The organism is Streptomyces sp. NPDC007872 (assembly GCF_042868165.1).
Lineage (GTDB): Bacteria > Actinomycetota > Actinomycetes > Streptomycetales > Streptomycetaceae > Streptomyces.
Window position 1 is genome coordinate 1,085,620 of sequence record NZ_JBIAEA010000002.1, and the last position, 15,701, is coordinate 1,101,320.

The following is a 15,701-nucleotide window of genomic DNA, read 5'->3' on the forward strand; positions in this document are numbered from 1 at the left end:
TGTTGTGAAAAACGTGGGAGCGGCTCCGGTGGAGGAACTCGCTACCCGGGAGCGCTCCACGCGCAACCGGGTCGCGCGGTCGATCCTCGACCACGGGCCGTCGACCGTCGCCGATCTGGCCGAACGGCTCGGCCTCACCCAGGCCGCCGTCCGCCGCCACCTCGACTCGCTGGTGGCGGAGAACGTCGTCGAGGCCCGCGAGAAGCGCGTCTACGGCAACCGCGGCCGCGGCCGCCCCGCCAAGGTCTTCGCGCTGACCGACTGCGGCCGGGACGCCTTCGACCAGTCGTACGACTCGCTCGCCGTCGAGGCGCTCCGCTGGATCGAGCGCAACGCCGGGGGCGAGGAGGCCGTCGCCGCCTTCGCCCGGGACCGGATCGAGAGCCAGGGAAGCGCGTACCGCGAGGCCGTCGAGGCGGCCGAGCCCGCGCGGCGGACCGAGGCGCTCGCCAGGGCCCTCACGGCGGACGGGTACGCTGCCACTGCGCGGAACGCGCCGGTCGGCCAGCAGCTCTGCCAGCACCACTGCCCGGTAGCCCACGTCGCCGAGCAGTACCCCCAGCTGTGCGAGGCGGAGACGGAGTTCTTCTCCCGCCTCCTGGGAACGCACGTCCAGCGTCTGGCCACCATCGCGCATGGTGACGGCGTCTGCACCACGTTCATCCCGCACGGCGCCCCACAGACCACCGAATCAGCATCCGCACGTACGGCCGGGAGGAACCCCGCATGACCACCGAGATCAGCCACCCCGAGCTTGAGGGCCTGGGTCGGTACGAGTACGGCTGGGCCGACTCGGACGCGGCCGGCGCCACCGCCAAGCGCGGTCTGAACGAAGACGTCGTCCGCGACATCTCCGCGAAGAAGAACGAGCCCGAGTGGATGCTGAAGCTGCGTCTCAAGGGTCTGCGGCTCTTCGGCAAGAAGCCCATGCCGACCTGGGGCTCCGACCTCTCCGGCATCGACTTCGACAACATCAAGTACTTCGTGCGCTCCACCGAGAAGCAGGCCGCTTCCTGGGAGGAACTGCCCGAGGACATCAAGAACACGTACGACAAGCTCGGCATCCCCGAGGCGGAGAAGCAGCGCCTCGTCGCCGGCGTCGCCGCCCAGTACGAGTCCGAGGTCGTCTACCACCAGATCCGCGAGGACCTGGAGGAGCAGGGCGTCGTCTTCGTCGACACCGACACCGCCCTGAAGGAGCACGAGGAGCTCTTCAAGGAGTACTTCGGCACCGTCATCCCGGTCGGCGACAACAAGTTCGCCTCCCTGAACACGGCCGTGTGGTCCGGCGGCTCCTTCATCTACGTGCCGAAGGGCGTGCACGTCGAGATCCCGCTCCAGGCCTACTTCCGCATCAACACGGAGAACATGGGCCAGTTCGAGCGGACGCTGATCATCGTCGACGAGGACGCCTACGTCCACTACGTCGAGGGCTGCACCGCCCCGATCTACTCCTCGGACTCGCTGCACAGCGCCGTGGTCGAGATCGTCGTCAAGAAGGGCGGCCGCTGCCGCTACACGACCATCCAGAACTGGTCGAACAACGTCTACAACCTGGTGACCAAGCGCGCCGTCGCCTACGAGGGCGCCACCATGGAGTGGGTCGACGGCAACATCGGCTCCAAGGTCACCATGAAGTACCCGGCCGTCTACCTCATGGGCGAGCACGCCAAGGGCGAGACCCTGTCCATCGCCTTCGCGGGCGAGGGCCAGCACCAGGACGCCGGCGCCAAGATGGTCCACATGGCCCCGAACACCTCCTCCAACATCGTCTCCAAGTCGGTGGCGCGAGGCGGCGGCCGCACCTCCTACCGCGGTCTCATCGAGATCGGCGAGGGTGCCCCGGGCGCCAAGTCCAACGTGCTCTGCGACGCGCTGCTCGTCGACACCATCTCCCGCTCCGACACGTACCCCTACGTGGACGTGCGCGAGGACGACGTCTCCATGGGCCACGAGGCCACCGTCTCCAAGGTCTCCGAGGACCAGCTCTTCTACCTGATGAGCCGCGGCCTCACCGAGTTCGAGGCCATGGCGATGATCGTCCGCGGCTTCGTCGAGCCCATCGCCAAGGAGCTCCCGATGGAGTACGCGCTGGAGCTCAACCGGCTGATCGAGCTGCAGATGGAGGGCTCGGTCGGCTAAGGCCCTCCGCCCACCCGCAGCGACCGTTCCCCCGTACGCAGGAAGAGAGCAACACGACAGCCATGGCTGAGGCCCAGAACATCCCGGCAGGTTCGACCACTGCCGGCTCGATCGCGGTGGCCGCCGAGTCCACCGTCGCCACGCGCATGAGCGCGCCCCCGTCCTTCGACGTCGCGGACTTCCCCGTCCCGCACGGCCGCGAGGAGGAGTGGCGGTTCACCCCGCTGGAGCGCCTGCGCGGCCTGCACGACGGCACCGCCGTCGCCTCCGGCGAGGGCGTCGAGGTCGACATCGAGGCCCCCGAGGGCGTCACCGTCGAGACCGTCGGCCGCGACGACGAGCGCCTCGGCAAGGCGGGCAAGCCCGTCGACCGGGTCGCCGCCCAGGCGTACTCCTCGTTCGAGAAGGCCTCGGTCGTCACCATCGCCAAGGACGCCGTCCTCGCCGAGCCGGTCCGCATCGCCGTGCACGGCCGGGGCGGGGTCGCCTTCGGCAACCTGGTGATCGAGCTCGGCGCCTTCGCCGAGGCCGTCGTGGTCATCGACCACACCGGTGACGCCGTCCTCGCCGCCAACGTGGACTACGTCCTCGGCGACGGCGCGAAGCTCACCGTCGTCTCCGTCCAGGACTGGGACGAGAAGGCCGTCCACGTCGCCCAGCACAACGCGCTGGTCGGCCGCGACGCCTCCTTCAAGTCGGTCGTCGTCACCTTCGGCGGCGACGTCGTCCGCATCCACCCGCGCGTGGCGTACGCCGCCCCCGGCGGCGAGGCCGAGCTCTTCGGCCTGTACTTCACCGACGCGGGCCAGCACCAGGAGCACCGCCTCTTGGTCGACCACAACACCCCGCACTGCAAGTCCAACGTGGCCTACAAGGGCGCGCTGCAGGGCCAGGACGCGCACGCCGTCTGGATCGGCGACGTGCTCATCCAGGCCGCCGCCGAGGGCACCGACACGTACGAGCTGAACCGGAACCTGGTCCTCACGGACGGCGCCCGGGTCGACTCCGTGCCGAACCTGGAGATCGAGACCGGCGAGATCGCCGGCGCCGGTCACGCCTCGGCCACCGGCCGCTTCGACGACGAGCAGCTCTTCTACCTGATGGCCCGCGGCATCCCGGAGACCGAGGCCCGTCGCCTCGTCGTCCGCGGCTTCTTCGCCGAGCTGGTCCAGCAGATCGGCCTGCCCGACGTCCAGGAGCGCCTGATCGCCAAGATCGAGGCCGAGCTGGAGGCCTCCGTCTGATGGCCTTCGTCCGAGTCTGCGCGCTGAGCGAGCTCGAGGCCGACACCCCCAGGCGGGTCGAGGTCGACGGCACGCCAGTGTCGGTCGTGCACACCGAGGGCGAGGTGTTCGCGATCAACGACGTCTGCTCGCACGCGAACGTCTCCCTCTCGGAGGGCGAGGTCGAGGACTGCGCCATCGAGTGCTGGCTGCACGGCTCCAGCTTCGACCTGCGCACCGGCAAGCCCTCCGGTCTTCCCGCGACGCGCCCCGTCCCCGTATACCCCGTAAAGATCGAAGGGGACGATGTGCTCGTCTCCGTCACCCAGGAGTCCTGAGTCACCCATGGCTACGCTTGAAATCCACGACCTGCACGTCTCCGTCGAGGCGGAGAACGGCCCCCGCGAGATCCTCAAGGGCGTCGACCTGACCATCAAGCAGGGCGAGACCCACGCCGTCATGGGCCCCAACGGCTCCGGCAAGTCGACCCTGGCCTACTCGCTGGCCGGCCACCCGAAGTACACGGTCACCGGCGGCACCGTCACCCTCGACGGCGAGGACGTCCTGGAGATGTCGGTCGACGAGCGCGCCCGCGCCGGCGTCTTCCTGGCCATGCAGTACCCGGTCGAGGTCCCCGGCGTCTCGGTCTCCAACTTCCTGCGCACCTCCGCCACCGCCGTCCGCGGCGAGGCGCCCAAGCTGCGCACCTGGGTGAAGGAGGTCAAGTCCGCGATGGAGCAGCTCCAGATGGACCCGGCCTTCGCCGAGCGCAACGTCAACGAGGGCTTCTCCGGCGGCGAGAAGAAGCGCCACGAGATCCTTCAGCTCGAACTGCTCAAGCCGAAGATCGCGATCCTCGACGAGACCGACTCCGGCCTCGACGTCGACGCCCTGCGGATCGTCTCCGAGGGCGTCAACCGCGTCCGCGAGACCGGTGAGGTCGGCACCCTGCTGATCACCCACTACACGCGCATCCTGCGCTACATCAAGCCCGACTTCGTGCACGTGTTCGCGAACGGCCGCATCGCCGAGTCCGGCGGCGCCGAGCTCGCCGACCAGCTCGAGAACGAGGGCTACGACAAGTACGTGAAGGGTGGCGCGTCCGCGTGACTTCTGCCCATCAGGGGCTCTCCGGCCTCCTCGACACCGAGGCGATCCGCAAGGACTTCCCCCTCCTGGATCGCACGGTCCACGACGGCAAGAAGATCGTGTACCTGGACTCCGCGGCGACCTCGCAGAAGCCGCGGCAGGTGCTCGACGCGCTCAACACGTACTACGAGCGCCACAACGCCAACGTCCACCGCGGCGTCTACACGGTCGCCGAGGAGGCGACGGCGCTGTACGAGGGCGCCCGCGACAAGGTCGCGGCGTTCATCAACGCACCGAGCCGCGACGAGGTGATCTTCACCAAGAACGCCTCGGAGTCGCTCAACCTCGTGGCCAACATGCTGGGCTGGGCCGACGAGCCCTACCGCGTGGACCACGAGACCGAGATCGCCATCACGGAGATGGAGCACCACTCCAACATCGTGCCGTGGCAGCTCCTCTCGCAGCGCACGGGCGCGAAGCTGAAGTGGTTCGGCCTCACCGACGACGGCCGTCTCGACCTCTCGAACATCGAAGAGGTCATCACCGAGAAGACCAAGATCGTCTCCTTCACCCTGGTCTCGAACCTGCTCGGCACGTTCAACCCGGTCGAGACGATCATCCGCCGCGCCCAGGAGGTCGGTGCGCTCGTCTGCATCGACGCCTCCCAGGCGGCCCCGCACATGGTCCTGGACGTGCAGGCGCTCCAGGCCGACTTCGTGGCCTTCACCGGCCACAAGATGTGCGGCCCGACCGGCATCGGCGTGCTGTGGGGACGGCAGGAGCTCCTGGAGGACCTGCCGCCCTTCCTCGGCGGCGGCGAGATGATCGAGACCGTCTCGATGCACTCCTCGACCTACGCGCCGGCCCCGCACAAGTTCGAGGCGGGCACGCCCCCGATCGCGCAGGCCGTCGGCCTCGGCGCGGCCGTGGACTACCTCTCGGCGATCGGCATGGAGAACATCCAGCGCCACGAGCACGCGATCACCGAGTACGCCGTCCGGCGCCTCCAGGAGGTCCCGGACCTGCGGATCATCGGCCCCACCACGGCCGAGGACCGCGGCGCGGCGATCTCCTTCACGCTCGGCGACATCCACCCGCACGACGTGGGCCAGGTCCTCGACGAGCAGGGCATCGCGGTCCGGGTCGGCCACCACTGCGCGCGGCCGGTCTGCCTCCGCTACGGAATTCCCGCGACCACGCGGGCGTCGTTCTATCTGTACTCCACTCCGGCCGAGGTCGACGCCCTGGTCGAGGGACTGGAGCACGTACGGAACTTCTTCGGCTAGGGGACGCTCGTGAAGCTGGATTCGATGTACCAGGACGTCATCCTGGACCACTACAAGCACCCGCACGGGCGCGGTCTGCGGGACGGCGACGCCGAGGTGCACCACGTCAACCCGACGTGCGGCGACGAGATCACGCTCCGCGTGAAGTACGACGGCTCGCGCATCGCGGACGTGTCGTACGAGGGACAGGGCTGTTCCATCAGCCAGGCCTCGGCCTCCGTCCTCAACGAGCTGCTCGTCGGCAAGGAGCTGGCCGAGGCGCAGCGGATCCAGGGCACGTTCCTGGAGCTGATGCAGTCCAAGGGCCGGATCGAGCCGGACGAGGCGATGGAGGAGGTCCTGGAGGACGCGGTCGCGTTCGCCGGGGTCTCCAAGTACCCCGCCCGCGTGAAGTGCGCCCTGCTGAGCTGGATGGCGTGGAAGGACGCGACCGCCCAGGCACTGGGGGACGACGACCAGAAGTCCGAGAGGAAGTCGGCATGACCGAGAACGCCGGGGCCACCATGAAGCCGGCCTCCGAGGAAGAAGTCCGCGAGGCGCTGTACGACGTCGTCGACCCCGAGCTGGGCATTGACGTCGTCAACCTGGGCCTGATCTACGGCATCCACATCGACGACTCCAACGTCGCGACGCTGGACATGACCCTGACGTCGGCGGCCTGCCCGCTGACCGACGTGATCGAGGACCAGGCGAAGTCCGCCACGGACGGCATCGTCAGCGAACTGAAGATCAACTGGGTCTGGATGCCGCCGTGGGGTCCGGACAAGATCACGGACGACGGGCGCGAGCAGCTCCGCGCGCTCGGCTTCAACGTCTGAGCGGTCCCGCTTCGCACGAACGGCCGTGCTCCCCTGACAGACTGGGGAGCATGGCCGTTCGCATGTACCACCTCGCCGTCGACGCCCACGACCTGCCCGCGCAGGCCCGCTTCTGGGCGGCGGTCCTGGACTGGAAGGTCCTCTACGAGGACGAGCACGAGGTCGTGATCGGGGCCGACGAGCACGCCCTGCCCGGGATGTGCTTCCTGCCCGTGCCCGAGTCCAAGACGGTCAAGAACCGGCTGCACATCGACCTGGCGCCCGACGACCGGGACGCCGAGGTGGAGCGGATCCTCGCCCTCGGGGCGACCCGGATCGACGTCGGTCAGGGCGAGGACGCGACCTGGGTCACCCTCGCGGATCCCGAGGGGAACGAGTTCTGCGTGCTGCGGCCGAAGCGGTCGCTCACGGACTGAGGGACGGCCCGCGTCCTTGAGGGCGGCCCCGCGTCCTGCCGGCCCGTCAGGAGTCGTACGCCCGCGCCTCCGCGGCCCGGGCGAGCACCGGCGCCAGGTTCTCCCGGCGGATCCGCCGGTCGACGTAGAGCAGCCCGGACACCAGCGGCGGGAAGAGCGCGGAGAACACCTGGGCGATCAGCGATCCGGCGACCACGACGAGCACGATCGGCACGACCAGGGCGAGGAGCTCCCCGGTCGACTCCGGCGACGGGCCGCCGGCCAGGGGCACGCTCGCCACCGTGCCGAGCACCTGCTGGAACGCCGCGCTGATGAAGCCCGTGATCACGGCGGCCACCAGCAGGCCGCCGAAGGTCCGCCACCACGCGCCGGTCACCAGGTGCCAGGACCGCCGCAGGGACGCCAGGGCGCCCTGGCGCTCCATCACCGCGACCGTCGGGGCGAAGGCGAACTTCACCCAGAGCCAGAGGCCGAGCGGGGCGACCAGCAGGAGGACGGGGAAGAGCAGCAGCGTCGCGGCCGGGCCGGAGTCCCGGGCGACCATCAGGGCCACCAGGCCGAGGGACAGGCCGAGGAAGAGCAGGACGGGCACCAGCATGGTCAGCGCGGTCAGGAGGACCGTGCCGAGGACCGCGGGCATCCGCGCCCACGCGCGCCCCCACACGGTCCCGAAGACGAGGCGGCCGCCCAGGACCGCCTCCTGGAGGACCACGGGCACCGCCGCCGAGACCACGGCGGTCGCGACCAGCATGACGACCATCGCGACCAGCCAGACGCAGCCGAACGCGATCAGCAGCGGAAGGCCGTCGTCCCACGACGGGTCCACGTCCTCCGGCAGGTCGAACACGCCGGGCACGTGGTCCGCGACGGCCAGGTAGCCGACGCCGGACGCCGCGGCGACCAGCAGGAGTCCGAGCCCGTAGGCGACGGCCGCGACGCCGACGAGCTGCTTCCAGTGGCGTCCGAAGGTGGCGAACGCGGCCGTCAGTATCTCGCCGAAGCCGAGCGGCCGCAGGGGTATCACGCCGGGCTGCGGCGCCGGAGGCGGAGGCGGAGGGAAGTGGCCGTAGCCGTGGGGCCCCGTGGGATAGGTCATGGGCGACACCGTATCGGTCGCGCCACGCACACCCGTACGAAGAAGCGCGGGCATGCGCGAAGGGGTGCGTACGCCCGTACGCATCGGTGTGTACGCCCGTACGCATGAGTGTGTACGCTCGTACGCATGGGTTACGGACTGCTGGCGGGCGCCATAGCGGCGGAGATCCTCGCCACCACCTCGATGAAGTACAGCGACGGCTTCAGCAAGCTCTGGCCCTCGCTCGTCACCGGAGCCGGCTACCTGATCGCCTTCGCGCTCCTGGCGCAGGCGCTCAAGACCCTCCAGGTCGGCACCGCGTACGCCATCTGGTCCGGCGTCGGCACCGCCGCCGTCGCCACCATCGGCGTCCTCTTCCTCGGTGAGACCCTGAGCCTCGCCAAGGTCGCCGGGATCCTCCTCATCGTCGCCGGGGTCGCCGTCCTCAACCTCGGCGGCGCCCACTGATGGCCCGCCCCCGCCGCCACGACCCCGGGCGCCGCGAGCGGATCGTGGACGCGGCCCTCCGGGTCGCCGGACGGTCCGGCATCGCCGGGCTGAGCCACCGCACGGTGGCTGCCGAGGCGGACGTGCCGCTGGGTTCCACCACGTACCACTTCGCCTCCCTCGACGAACTCCTCGTCGCCGCGCTCCGCAAGGCCAACGAGAACTTCGGGCGCCAACTCCGCGAGCGGTCCGCCCTCCTGGGTCCCGACGCCGACCTCGCCGCCCTGCTCGCCCGCTTCCTGGGGGAGTGGCTGGGCGGCGAACGCACCGGCGTGGAGCTGGAGTACGAGCTCTACCTCGCCGCCCTGCGCCGCCCAGCCCTGCGCCCGGTCGCCGCCGAGTGGACCGAGGCCGCCACCGCCGCCCTGGCCCGCCGCACCGACCCCGTCACCGCCCGCGCCCTGGTCGCCCTCATGGACGGCGTCTGCCTCCAGGTCCTGCTCACCGACGGGGAGTACGACGAGGAGTACGCGCGCGTGATGCTGGGCCGGATCCTGGCCCCCGGGGCCCCGGACGAAGCGCCGAAACCCCCGGTCCCGGGCTCGTCCGAATCGACGGCGCGCCCGACCGACACCTGAGACCGGTTGGCCCGGGCGGGGGCCAGCCGGTTAGGTTCTCCGTCATGACCACTGCTCCTCGCACCACCGGCGCCGTCGCCGCCGGCCTCGCCACCATCGCCGGCGACGGCACCGTCCTCGACACCTGGTTCCCCGCCCCCGAGCTGACCGACGAGCCCGGCCCCGCCGGCACCGAGCGGCTCACCCCCGACGCGGCCCTCAACGCCCTCGGCGAGGGCGCCGCCAAGGCCCTCGGCGTGGACGCCCGCCGGGGCGTCGAGGTGGTCGCCGTCCGCACCGTCATCGCCTCGCTCGACGAGAAGCCGCTCGACGCCCACGACGCGTACCTGCGCCTGCACCTGCTCAGCCACCGCCTCGTCAAGCCGCACGGCCAGAGCCTGGACGGCCTCTTCGGCCTCCTCGCCAACGTCGCCTGGACCTCGCTCGGCCCGGTCGCCGTCGACGACGTCGAGAAGGTCCGTCTCAACGCGCGCGCCGAGGGCCTGCACCTCCAGGTGACCTCGATCGACAAGTTCCCCCGCATGACCGACTACGTCGCGCCCGCCGGGGTCCGGATCGCCGACGCCGACCGCGTCCGGCTCGGCGCCCACCTCGCCGCCGGCACCACCGTCATGCACGAGGGCTTCGTCAACTTCAACGCCGGCACCCTCGGCACCTCCATGGTCGAGGGCCGCATCTCCGCCGGCGTCGTCGTCGGCGACGGCTCCGACATCGGCGGCGGCGCCTCCACCATGGGCACCCTCTCCGGCGGCGGCAACGTCGTCATCTCGATCGGCGAGCGCTGCCTGGTCGGCGCCGAGGCGGGCGTCGGCATCGCGCTCGGCGACGAGTGCGTCGTCGAGGCCGGCCTGTACGTCACGGCCGGCACCCGGGTCACCATGCCCGACGGCGAGATCGTCAAGGCCCGCGACCTCTCCGGCGCCTCGAACATCCTCTTCCGCCGCAACTCGGTCACCGGCGCCGTCGAGGCCCGCCCGAACAACGCGGTCTGGGGCGGCCTCAACGAGATCCTGCACAGCCACAACTGAGGCCCCGCGCGGCACTGACCGCCCTCGCCCCGTCACCGGACGGCCGGCAGGGCGGTCAGCCGTTTCCGCGGACGGCCGCGTGCCCGGCGTGATCGACGGGAGACCCCCTCTACAGCGCCGACTCCGCCCGAGCCGGTCGCAGCAGCGCCTCGTGGAGCGCGCGCAGCCCGTCGGCCGTCTCCCGGTCGGCGGGCAGCAGCGGCTCCCGCAGGGGGCCGCCGAGGAGGGCCTTGACGGTCACCGTGCCCGGCAGGCCCGAGGCCATCATCCGCTCGGCGAGCGGCAGCAGCCGGGCGTGGAGCCGGGCCGCCCCGGCGGTGTCGCCCGCGTCGAAGGCGTCGAGGACCTCCCGCAGTCGCCGGGGCGCCACGTTCGCCACCGTACTGACGTATCCGGCGCCGCCCACCGCGTACAGCGGCAGGTTCAGCTCCTCGCAGCCCGAGTAGTACGCGAGCCCGGTCTCCGCGATCAGCCGGGCCGACGAGAGCAGGTCGTACGCGCAGTCCTTCACCGCGACGATCCGCGGGTGCGCGGCGAGCCGCCGCATCGTCGCGGGCTCGACGCGGGTCCCGGTGCGGCCGGGGATGTCGTAGACCATCACCGGCAGGCCGGTCGCGTCCGCCGCCTTCAGGAAGTGCGCCTCCACGGCCGCCTGCGGGGGGCGGCTGTAGTACGGGGTGACGACGAGCAGCCCGTCCGCGCCCGCCTCCTCGGCCGCGCGGGCGAGCCCGGCGGTGTGCGCGGTGTCGGCGCTGCCGACGCCCGCGAGGACCGAGGGGCCGGGGCCGACGGCCTCCCGGACGGCGCGGACGAGCGCGGTCTTCTCGGCGTCGGTGGTGGTCGGGGACTCGCCGGTGGTCCCGTTGAGGACGAGCCCGTCGCAGCCCTCCGCCACGAGCCGGACGGCGAGGGCGCCCGCCGCGTCGAGGTCGAGCGCGCCGGCGGGGGTGAACGGGGTGATCATCGCGCAGAGCGCGCGGCCGAAAGGAGGTGCGGTGGTCATGCCGGAAGTCTGGGCGTGGCGGACGGTGAAGGTCCACTTAGATCTTCTTGGGCGGAAAGGTAAGGGTTGTTGAAGGGTGCGCCCTCGTGCCCGGACGCCCTTGACCTCAAGCATGGTTGAGGGAAGACGGTGGAGTCGTCCGCACGACACGGAGTTCCACGAACGGGAGGCCCTTCCATGCACGCCGTCGCGCACCCCCACGCCCGCCCCGACCTCTACCGCCCCGGAGTCGGCGCCGTCCTCGTCAGCACCTGGCGGGTCGGCACGCCCGAGCGGCAGCGGGCCGCCGTCGAGGCCGTCCGCAAGGCCTGGGAGGGCCGGGAGTGGCCCGACCCGGGACTGCTCTCGTACAGCATCTACGCCGGGACGGACGGGGACGCGCTGCTGCACTACTCGCAGTGGACGGGGGAGGAGGTCTACGAGGACTTCGTCCGCACCCACCGCGACGACCGGAACGCCGAGATCGACGCCGCCGTGCCCGGTATCGAGCGGGTCGTCCTGCACCGCTACGCGCCGCCCCGCCCGGCGGGCGCGCCCGGCCCGGACGCGCTGCCCGGGGCCGTCTCGGTCGTCTCGGTCGTCGAGTCCGGGGACGCGGTGGCCGCCGGCGGGATCGGGACCCACGTCCACCGGTCCGCCGACGGCACCCGCGTGCTCGTCCTCACCGAGTGGGAGGCCGTCCCGCCCGCCGGGCCCGCCGACGCCCGCTGGTACACGCCCGCGCTGAGCCTCGGCGCGGGCGTGCGGTGACCCGCGGGGCGCTTACGGGCGGAAGCGCAGGACCTGCGGGTCGTGGTCGCTGTCCTGGTCGGCGAACTCCGCGTTGATGTGGACGCTGTCGTACGCGAAGTGACGGACCCCCGGGCTGGTCAGGATCTGGTCGAGGACCTGGCTGTTGCCCTGGTACACGTACGAGTAGCGCTCGCTGCGCGGCAGCGACTTCACCGCCGGGTACAGCGCGCCGCCGTCCGTCAGCGCCTTCGTGGTCCCGGAGAACTCGAAGTCGTTGATGTCGCCGACCACCAGCACGTCGGCCTGCTTCTCGACCGCGAGCAACTGCTTCACGAAGCCGTTGACGGCCTGGCCCTGGAGCAGGCGCTTCGCCTCGGAGGAACGGTTCGGCGGCTGGTGGTGGGAGACGATCGACTCGTCCCCGCCCTTCGAACCGAAGTGGTTCGCGATCACGAAGACCGTGCGGCCCCGGAAGACGAACTCGCCCGCCAGCGGCTTGCGGCTGTCCGCCCAGGCCGCGTTCGCCGGGTCGATCCGGCCGGGGGAGACCGTCAGCGCCGCGTGGCCCTTGCGGCCGGTGACGCCGGTCGCGGTGGTGGCGTCGCCGCCCGGGCGGTCCGTGAAGGAGACCCGGGCCGGGTTGAAGAGGAAGACCTGACGGATGTTGCCGCCGGGCTCGCCGCCGTCCTTGTTGTTCTCCGGGTCGACCGAGCGCCACTCGTACGCCGGACCGCCGGCCGCCACGATCGCGTCGGTGAACTTCTTCACCGTCTGACCGGCGCTCACCGTGCCGTCGTTCTTGGCGCCGTTGTCGTCCTGGATCTCCTCCAGGGCGACGATGTCGGGCGAGGCGAGGTTCTCCACGACCGCCTTCGCGAGCGCGTCGAACTTCTCCTGCGGGTCGCTCGGGTCGAGGTTCTCGACGTTGTACGTGGCCACGGCCAGCTCGTTCCGGCGCTGCCGGTCCGTGGTCTCGCGCTCCAGGCCCCGGTCCACAACCGTGCCGAGGGTGCGGGCCGTCAGGGTGTAGCCGCCGTACTGGTTGAAGTCGAGCGGGCCCTCGGTGACGCCGGAGAGCACGTCGCCCACGTTCGCCTTCGGGAACGGCTGCTGGGCGGTCGGGACCAGCGACTGGACCTGGAGGCGGCCGGTGTTCTGGTCCTCGTACGAGCCGTAGACCGTGCCGCCGCGCCGGTTGTCGTTCTCCCGGGGCTTCACCGTGACCCACAGCTCGGAGTACGGGTCGGTGGCGCCGACCACGCGCGAGGAGCCGATCCGGACGTTGGTGCCCTCCAGGGACTCGTAGTAGTCCAGGGCGTACGTACGGGGCTTCAGGGCCAGGCCGTTGATCGAGCCGCCCGCGGCCGGGTCGCCCTCCGGCGCGTACGCGCCGGGGACGGACCGGGAAGAGATCGTCACCGGGGCCGGCACCGGGTTGCCCTGCGAGACGACGGTGACGACCGGCTTGGAGAGCTGCGTCAGCGACTGGTTGCCGGAGGCGAGGCCGCCGGGGACGTACTCGGTGACCGTGCCGTTCACGCTCACCGCGTCGCCGACCGCGACGGTCGGGACGGAGCTGGTGAAGACGAACAGGCCCTCGCTGGTGGCCGGGTTCGCGTCCGGGGTGGGGTCCTGGATCCAGAAGCCGCGCGAGCCGTAGGTGCGGACGCCGGTCACGATGCCCGTGACACCGGTGACCTGCTGCCCGACCAGGGGCGAGACGCGGGTCGTGCCCTGGATGTCGTGGACGCGGACACCGGCGCCGTCCTCGGCGGACGCGCTCGCCGAACCGGCGAGCAGACCGGCGGCCAGGGCGGCGGACACGACGGCGGCGACGGCCGCGCTTCTCGGTATGGAGGAAGACATCAGGGACTCCGGGGGTGCTTGGAGGAACGGCAGATGGATCTACGCGCGTCAATCTCTTGGCAGGGGACCCCACTTGTCAAGGGTCGACGGGTGTACGAAGGCTGACGGAATCGTGAACCGGCGGGCGTCCCCCCGGATGCGTCTACGCTGGGACGGCTCTCCGGGGCGGCTCCTCGCGACCGCCCTCCGAGCCCCTTCCACCCGCTCGCCCCCGTACGCGCCGAGGAGACCCCACCAGATGTCAGCGGACCACCCCACCCTTCCCCCCGTTCGGCTGCGTGCGGACGCGGAGCTGGCGCGGGACGCCCTGGCCGCCCCCCTCCTCGCCGACGCGGCACGGCTCGCCCGCTGGGCCGGGCCGGACACCCGGGTGGACGCGGGCGGCGAACTCGTCGACGAGCAGCTCCCGGCGGCGGCCGAGGCCCTGGGCCTCTCCGCCGACGAGGAGGGCGAGTTCCGGGCGGGCGACGCCTGGCGGCTCGCGGTCGACACCGGCCTCGTGGAGGTCGAGGACGGCGAGGCGGCCGACGGGGACAGGGAGGACGTCCCCGGACGGGCCGGGCCCGGCGAGAACCTGGCGCTCCTCACCGGCGGTGCGCCCCGGGACGTCCTCGCGCTCTGGCTGGACGGCTTCGACACCGTCTTCGCGGACGCCGTCGCGCCCGTCCTCGACGACCTCGACGACCTCATCGGGGAGGACGGCGAGATCGACGTCGACGCCCTCGACTGGGACCCCGAGGCCGAGGCCGAGTTCCTGGAGGGCGTGCTCGGCAACCTCTACCTGCTGACCGTCAGCGAGGGCGGGGCCGGCGAGGGCCCGGTGCCGCTGCCCGCGCTCGCCGCGTCGATGGTCGTCCCCGACGACATGGGCGAGCCCACCGACGACGTCCTGGAGCAGGTCTCCGACGCGATGATGCGGCTCGACGAGCAGTTCCGGCTGCTCGAACCGATCGGGCTCGTCGAGTACCAGCCCCTCGACGAGGCCCTGATGGTCGAGGAGGGCGAGGAGCCCGCCGTCTCCGTCGACGACGAGGACGTCACCCGCTACGGCATGGTCCGGCTCACCCCGCTCGGCCTCTACGGCGTCCGGGCCCGGATGCTGGAGGCCGGCGTCGACGCGCCCGCCGTCGGCGACCTGGCCGGCAAGGGCGCCGACGCCCTCCTCGACGGCATCGCCGGCTACCCGGAGACCGCGGCCCGCGAGGAGACCGCCGCCTGGCTGGCCGGCCGCGACGCCCTCGGCGCGGCCCGCGAACTGCTGCACGCCGCCCGCGGCTCCGACGCGGGCTCCCCGCTCCGCCGCCTCCACTGCCAGCAGACGCTCTCCCTGGTGGGCCCCGAGGCGGAGCCCGCCGTGCGGGAGGTCCTGGACGACGCGGAGCTGGGCGGTCTGGCGCGGGTCTGGCTCGCGGAGCGGGGCGCGACGGACGTGCCCGCTCCGCCGGAGTCGATGATCTTCTGGCTGGCGATCGACACGATCGCGGCCCAGCTCGACGCGGAGGGCGACCTGGAGGAGCTCCAGGAGCTGATCGAGGGCCTCACCGGGCGCCACGGCGGCTTCTTCGAGGCTGCCTGGCGGGTGGAGCACCCGGCGACGGCGGAGGTCCTGGAGGCGATGGGCCGGCTGCACCGGGACAAGGGCGCGGCGAAGGAGGCCCGCAAGGCCGCCTTCAAGGCCCGGTCGCGGTCCGGTTCCTGACCGGACGTCTCTTCCTGTCGTACGTCTCTTCCTGTCGTACGTCTCTTCCTGTCGTACGTCTCTTCGTGTCGTACACCTCTTCGTGTCGTACGCGTCCTTCCGTCGGGGGCCCCGGGGGCCCCGGCGCCCCGCGGGGTTGCCCGGGGGGTGAGTCGGGGGTGGCGGGGGGGCGGGGGGGGGGGCCCCGCCCAACCGCCCCCCCCCGGGGAACCCCCCCCCCAGCCGCGCAAACCCACCGA

Annotated in this window: 17 protein-coding genes; 14 read left to right on the forward strand and 3 right to left on the reverse strand. The window is 71.7% G+C overall.

Going from position 1 to position 15,701, the window contains the following annotated elements:
- The first annotated feature begins 4 nt into the window (after positions 1 to 4).
- The 9 genes from ACFYNX_RS10000 to ACFYNX_RS10040 all read left to right on the forward strand — a co-directional run bounded on the left by ACFYNX_RS10000 (position 5) and on the right by ACFYNX_RS10040 (position 6,974).
- Positions 5 to 730, forward strand: coding sequence for a metalloregulator ArsR/SmtB family transcription factor (locus tag ACFYNX_RS10000; protein ID WP_125656291.1), 726 nt, complete (start codon positions 5 to 7; stop codon positions 728 to 730).
- Complete coding sequence (gene sufB, locus ACFYNX_RS10005) at positions 727 to 2,142, forward strand: Fe-S cluster assembly protein SufB (RefSeq protein WP_125656288.1); 1,416 nt, start codon at positions 727 to 729, stop codon at positions 2,140 to 2,142. The genes ACFYNX_RS10000 and sufB overlap by 4 nt, the downstream gene beginning before the upstream one ends.
- 62 nt (positions 2,143 to 2,204) lie before the next feature.
- Complete coding sequence (sufD, locus tag ACFYNX_RS10010) at positions 2,205 to 3,386, forward strand: Fe-S cluster assembly protein SufD (RefSeq protein WP_388659537.1); 1,182 nt, start codon at positions 2,205 to 2,207, stop codon at positions 3,384 to 3,386.
- Positions 3,386 to 3,703 (forward strand): bifunctional 3-phenylpropionate/cinnamic acid dioxygenase ferredoxin subunit, encoded by a 318-nt coding sequence (locus ACFYNX_RS10015; RefSeq protein ID WP_365540804.1) that lies wholly within the window; start codon positions 3,386 to 3,388, stop codon positions 3,701 to 3,703. Before sufD ends, ACFYNX_RS10015 begins: the two co-directional genes overlap by 1 nt.
- Positions 3,704 to 3,710: 7 nt before the next feature.
- On the forward strand, positions 3,711 to 4,475 hold the full coding sequence (sufC, locus tag ACFYNX_RS10020; protein WP_017238623.1) for a Fe-S cluster assembly ATPase SufC: 765 nt from the start codon (positions 3,711 to 3,713) through the stop codon (positions 4,473 to 4,475).
- The gene (locus tag ACFYNX_RS10025) at positions 4,472 to 5,740 is read left to right on the forward strand and encodes a cysteine desulfurase (protein WP_388659541.1); all 1,269 of its coding nucleotides are present in this window, start codon (positions 4,472 to 4,474) and stop codon (positions 5,738 to 5,740) included. The genes sufC and ACFYNX_RS10025 overlap by 4 nt, the downstream gene beginning before the upstream one ends.
- 9 nt (positions 5,741 to 5,749) lie before the next feature.
- On the forward strand, positions 5,750 to 6,223 hold the full coding sequence (gene sufU / locus ACFYNX_RS10030; protein ID WP_125656281.1) for a Fe-S cluster assembly sulfur transfer protein SufU: 474 nt from the start codon (positions 5,750 to 5,752) through the stop codon (positions 6,221 to 6,223).
- Complete coding sequence (locus ACFYNX_RS10035) at positions 6,220 to 6,558, forward strand: metal-sulfur cluster assembly factor (RefSeq protein WP_055644196.1); 339 nt, start codon at positions 6,220 to 6,222, stop codon at positions 6,556 to 6,558. The genes sufU and ACFYNX_RS10035 overlap by 4 nt, the downstream gene beginning before the upstream one ends.
- A gap of 50 nt (positions 6,559 to 6,608) precedes the next feature.
- Positions 6,609 to 6,974 (forward strand): VOC family protein, encoded by a 366-nt coding sequence (locus ACFYNX_RS10040; RefSeq protein ID WP_125656278.1) that lies wholly within the window; start codon positions 6,609 to 6,611, stop codon positions 6,972 to 6,974.
- 46 nt (positions 6,975 to 7,020) lie between these two features.
- Here the strand turns inward: ACFYNX_RS10040 and ACFYNX_RS10045 are convergent, their stop codons facing one another.
- Positions 7,021 to 8,070 (reverse strand): oxidoreductase, encoded by a 1,050-nt coding sequence (locus tag ACFYNX_RS10045; RefSeq protein ID WP_388659546.1) that lies wholly within the window; start codon positions 8,068 to 8,070, stop codon positions 7,021 to 7,023.
- Between the two features lie 126 nt (positions 8,071 to 8,196).
- Between ACFYNX_RS10045 and ACFYNX_RS10050 the strand changes: the two genes are divergently transcribed.
- From ACFYNX_RS10050 to dapD, 3 genes are read left to right on the forward strand one after another with little or no spacing between them, the layout of a single operon-like run.
- Positions 8,197 to 8,517 (forward strand): multidrug efflux SMR transporter, encoded by a 321-nt coding sequence (locus ACFYNX_RS10050; RefSeq protein ID WP_125656272.1) that lies wholly within the window; start codon positions 8,197 to 8,199, stop codon positions 8,515 to 8,517.
- Positions 8,517 to 9,134 (forward strand): TetR/AcrR family transcriptional regulator, encoded by a 618-nt coding sequence (locus ACFYNX_RS10055; RefSeq protein ID WP_388659549.1) that lies wholly within the window; start codon positions 8,517 to 8,519, stop codon positions 9,132 to 9,134. Before ACFYNX_RS10050 ends, ACFYNX_RS10055 begins: the two co-directional genes overlap by 1 nt.
- A gap of 44 nt (positions 9,135 to 9,178) precedes the next feature.
- The gene (gene dapD / locus ACFYNX_RS10060) at positions 9,179 to 10,162 is read left to right on the forward strand and encodes a 2,3,4,5-tetrahydropyridine-2,6-dicarboxylate N-succinyltransferase (protein WP_365540795.1); all 984 of its coding nucleotides are present in this window, start codon (positions 9,179 to 9,181) and stop codon (positions 10,160 to 10,162) included.
- A 109-nt stretch (positions 10,163 to 10,271) separates the two neighbouring features.
- Here the strand turns inward: dapD and dapA are convergent, their stop codons facing one another.
- The gene (dapA, locus tag ACFYNX_RS10065) at positions 10,272 to 11,165 is read right to left on the reverse strand and encodes a 4-hydroxy-tetrahydrodipicolinate synthase (RefSeq protein WP_388659553.1); all 894 of its coding nucleotides are present in this window, start codon (positions 11,163 to 11,165) and stop codon (positions 10,272 to 10,274) included.
- Positions 11,166 to 11,342: 177 nt separating this feature from the next.
- Here dapA and ACFYNX_RS10070 point away from each other — a divergent pair, with 177 nt between their 5' ends.
- Positions 11,343 to 11,915 carry an antibiotic biosynthesis monooxygenase gene (locus ACFYNX_RS10070; RefSeq protein ID WP_388659556.1) on the forward strand — a complete coding sequence of 191 codons (573 nt, stop codon included), beginning with the start codon at positions 11,343 to 11,345 and terminating at the stop codon, positions 11,913 to 11,915.
- 12 nt (positions 11,916 to 11,927) lie between these two features.
- On the opposite strand, the gene ACFYNX_RS10075 is transcribed toward ACFYNX_RS10070, so the two are convergent.
- A complete protein-coding gene (locus ACFYNX_RS10075) occupies positions 11,928 to 13,763 on the reverse strand; it encodes an endonuclease/exonuclease/phosphatase family protein (protein ID WP_388659559.1) in 1,836 nt (611 codons plus the stop codon).
- Between the two features lie 238 nt (positions 13,764 to 14,001).
- On the opposite strand from ACFYNX_RS10075, the gene ACFYNX_RS10080 reads away from it, so the two are divergent.
- Positions 14,002 to 15,462, forward strand: coding sequence for a hypothetical protein (locus ACFYNX_RS10080; protein WP_388659562.1), 1,461 nt, complete (start codon positions 14,002 to 14,004; stop codon positions 15,460 to 15,462).
- Positions 15,463 to 15,701: the final 239 nt, after the last annotated feature.

What these genes read in the sequence shown, in the direction of transcription:
- sufB (WP_125656288.1), top strand. Translation starts at nt 727, where the DNA reads ATGACCACCGAGATCAGCCACCCCGAGCTTGAGGGCCTGGGTCGGTAC.
- ACFYNX_RS10080 (WP_388659562.1), top strand. Translation starts at nt 14,002, where the DNA reads ATGTCAGCGGACCACCCCACCCTTCCCCCCGTTCGGCTGCGTGCGGAC.
- sufD (WP_388659537.1), top strand. Translation starts at nt 2,205, where the DNA reads ATGGCTGAGGCCCAGAACATCCCGGCAGGTTCGACCACTGCCGGCTCG.
- ACFYNX_RS10070 (WP_388659556.1), top strand. Translation starts at nt 11,343, where the DNA reads ATGCACGCCGTCGCGCACCCCCACGCCCGCCCCGACCTCTACCGCCCC.
- dapD (WP_365540795.1), top strand. Translation starts at nt 9,179, where the DNA reads ATGACCACTGCTCCTCGCACCACCGGCGCCGTCGCCGCCGGCCTCGCC.
- ACFYNX_RS10040 (WP_125656278.1), top strand. Translation starts at nt 6,609, where the DNA reads ATGGCCGTTCGCATGTACCACCTCGCCGTCGACGCCCACGACCTGCCC.
- dapA (WP_388659553.1), bottom strand. Translation starts at nt 11,165, where the DNA reads ATGACCACCGCACCTCCTTTCGGCCGCGCGCTCTGCGCGATGATCACC.
- ACFYNX_RS10015 (WP_365540804.1), top strand. Translation starts at nt 3,386, where the DNA reads ATGGCCTTCGTCCGAGTCTGCGCGCTGAGCGAGCTCGAGGCCGACACC.
- ACFYNX_RS10035 (WP_055644196.1), top strand. Translation starts at nt 6,220, where the DNA reads ATGACCGAGAACGCCGGGGCCACCATGAAGCCGGCCTCCGAGGAAGAA.
- sufC (WP_017238623.1), top strand. Translation starts at nt 3,711, where the DNA reads ATGGCTACGCTTGAAATCCACGACCTGCACGTCTCCGTCGAGGCGGAG.
- ACFYNX_RS10050 (WP_125656272.1), top strand. Translation starts at nt 8,197, where the DNA reads ATGGGTTACGGACTGCTGGCGGGCGCCATAGCGGCGGAGATCCTCGCC.
- ACFYNX_RS10045 (WP_388659546.1), bottom strand. Translation starts at nt 8,070, where the DNA reads ATGACCTATCCCACGGGGCCCCACGGCTACGGCCACTTCCCTCCGCCT.
- ACFYNX_RS10075 (WP_388659559.1), bottom strand. Translation starts at nt 13,763, where the DNA reads ATGTCTTCCTCCATACCGAGAAGCGCGGCCGTCGCCGCCGTCGTGTCC.
- ACFYNX_RS10055 (WP_388659549.1), top strand. Translation starts at nt 8,517, where the DNA reads ATGGCCCGCCCCCGCCGCCACGACCCCGGGCGCCGCGAGCGGATCGTG.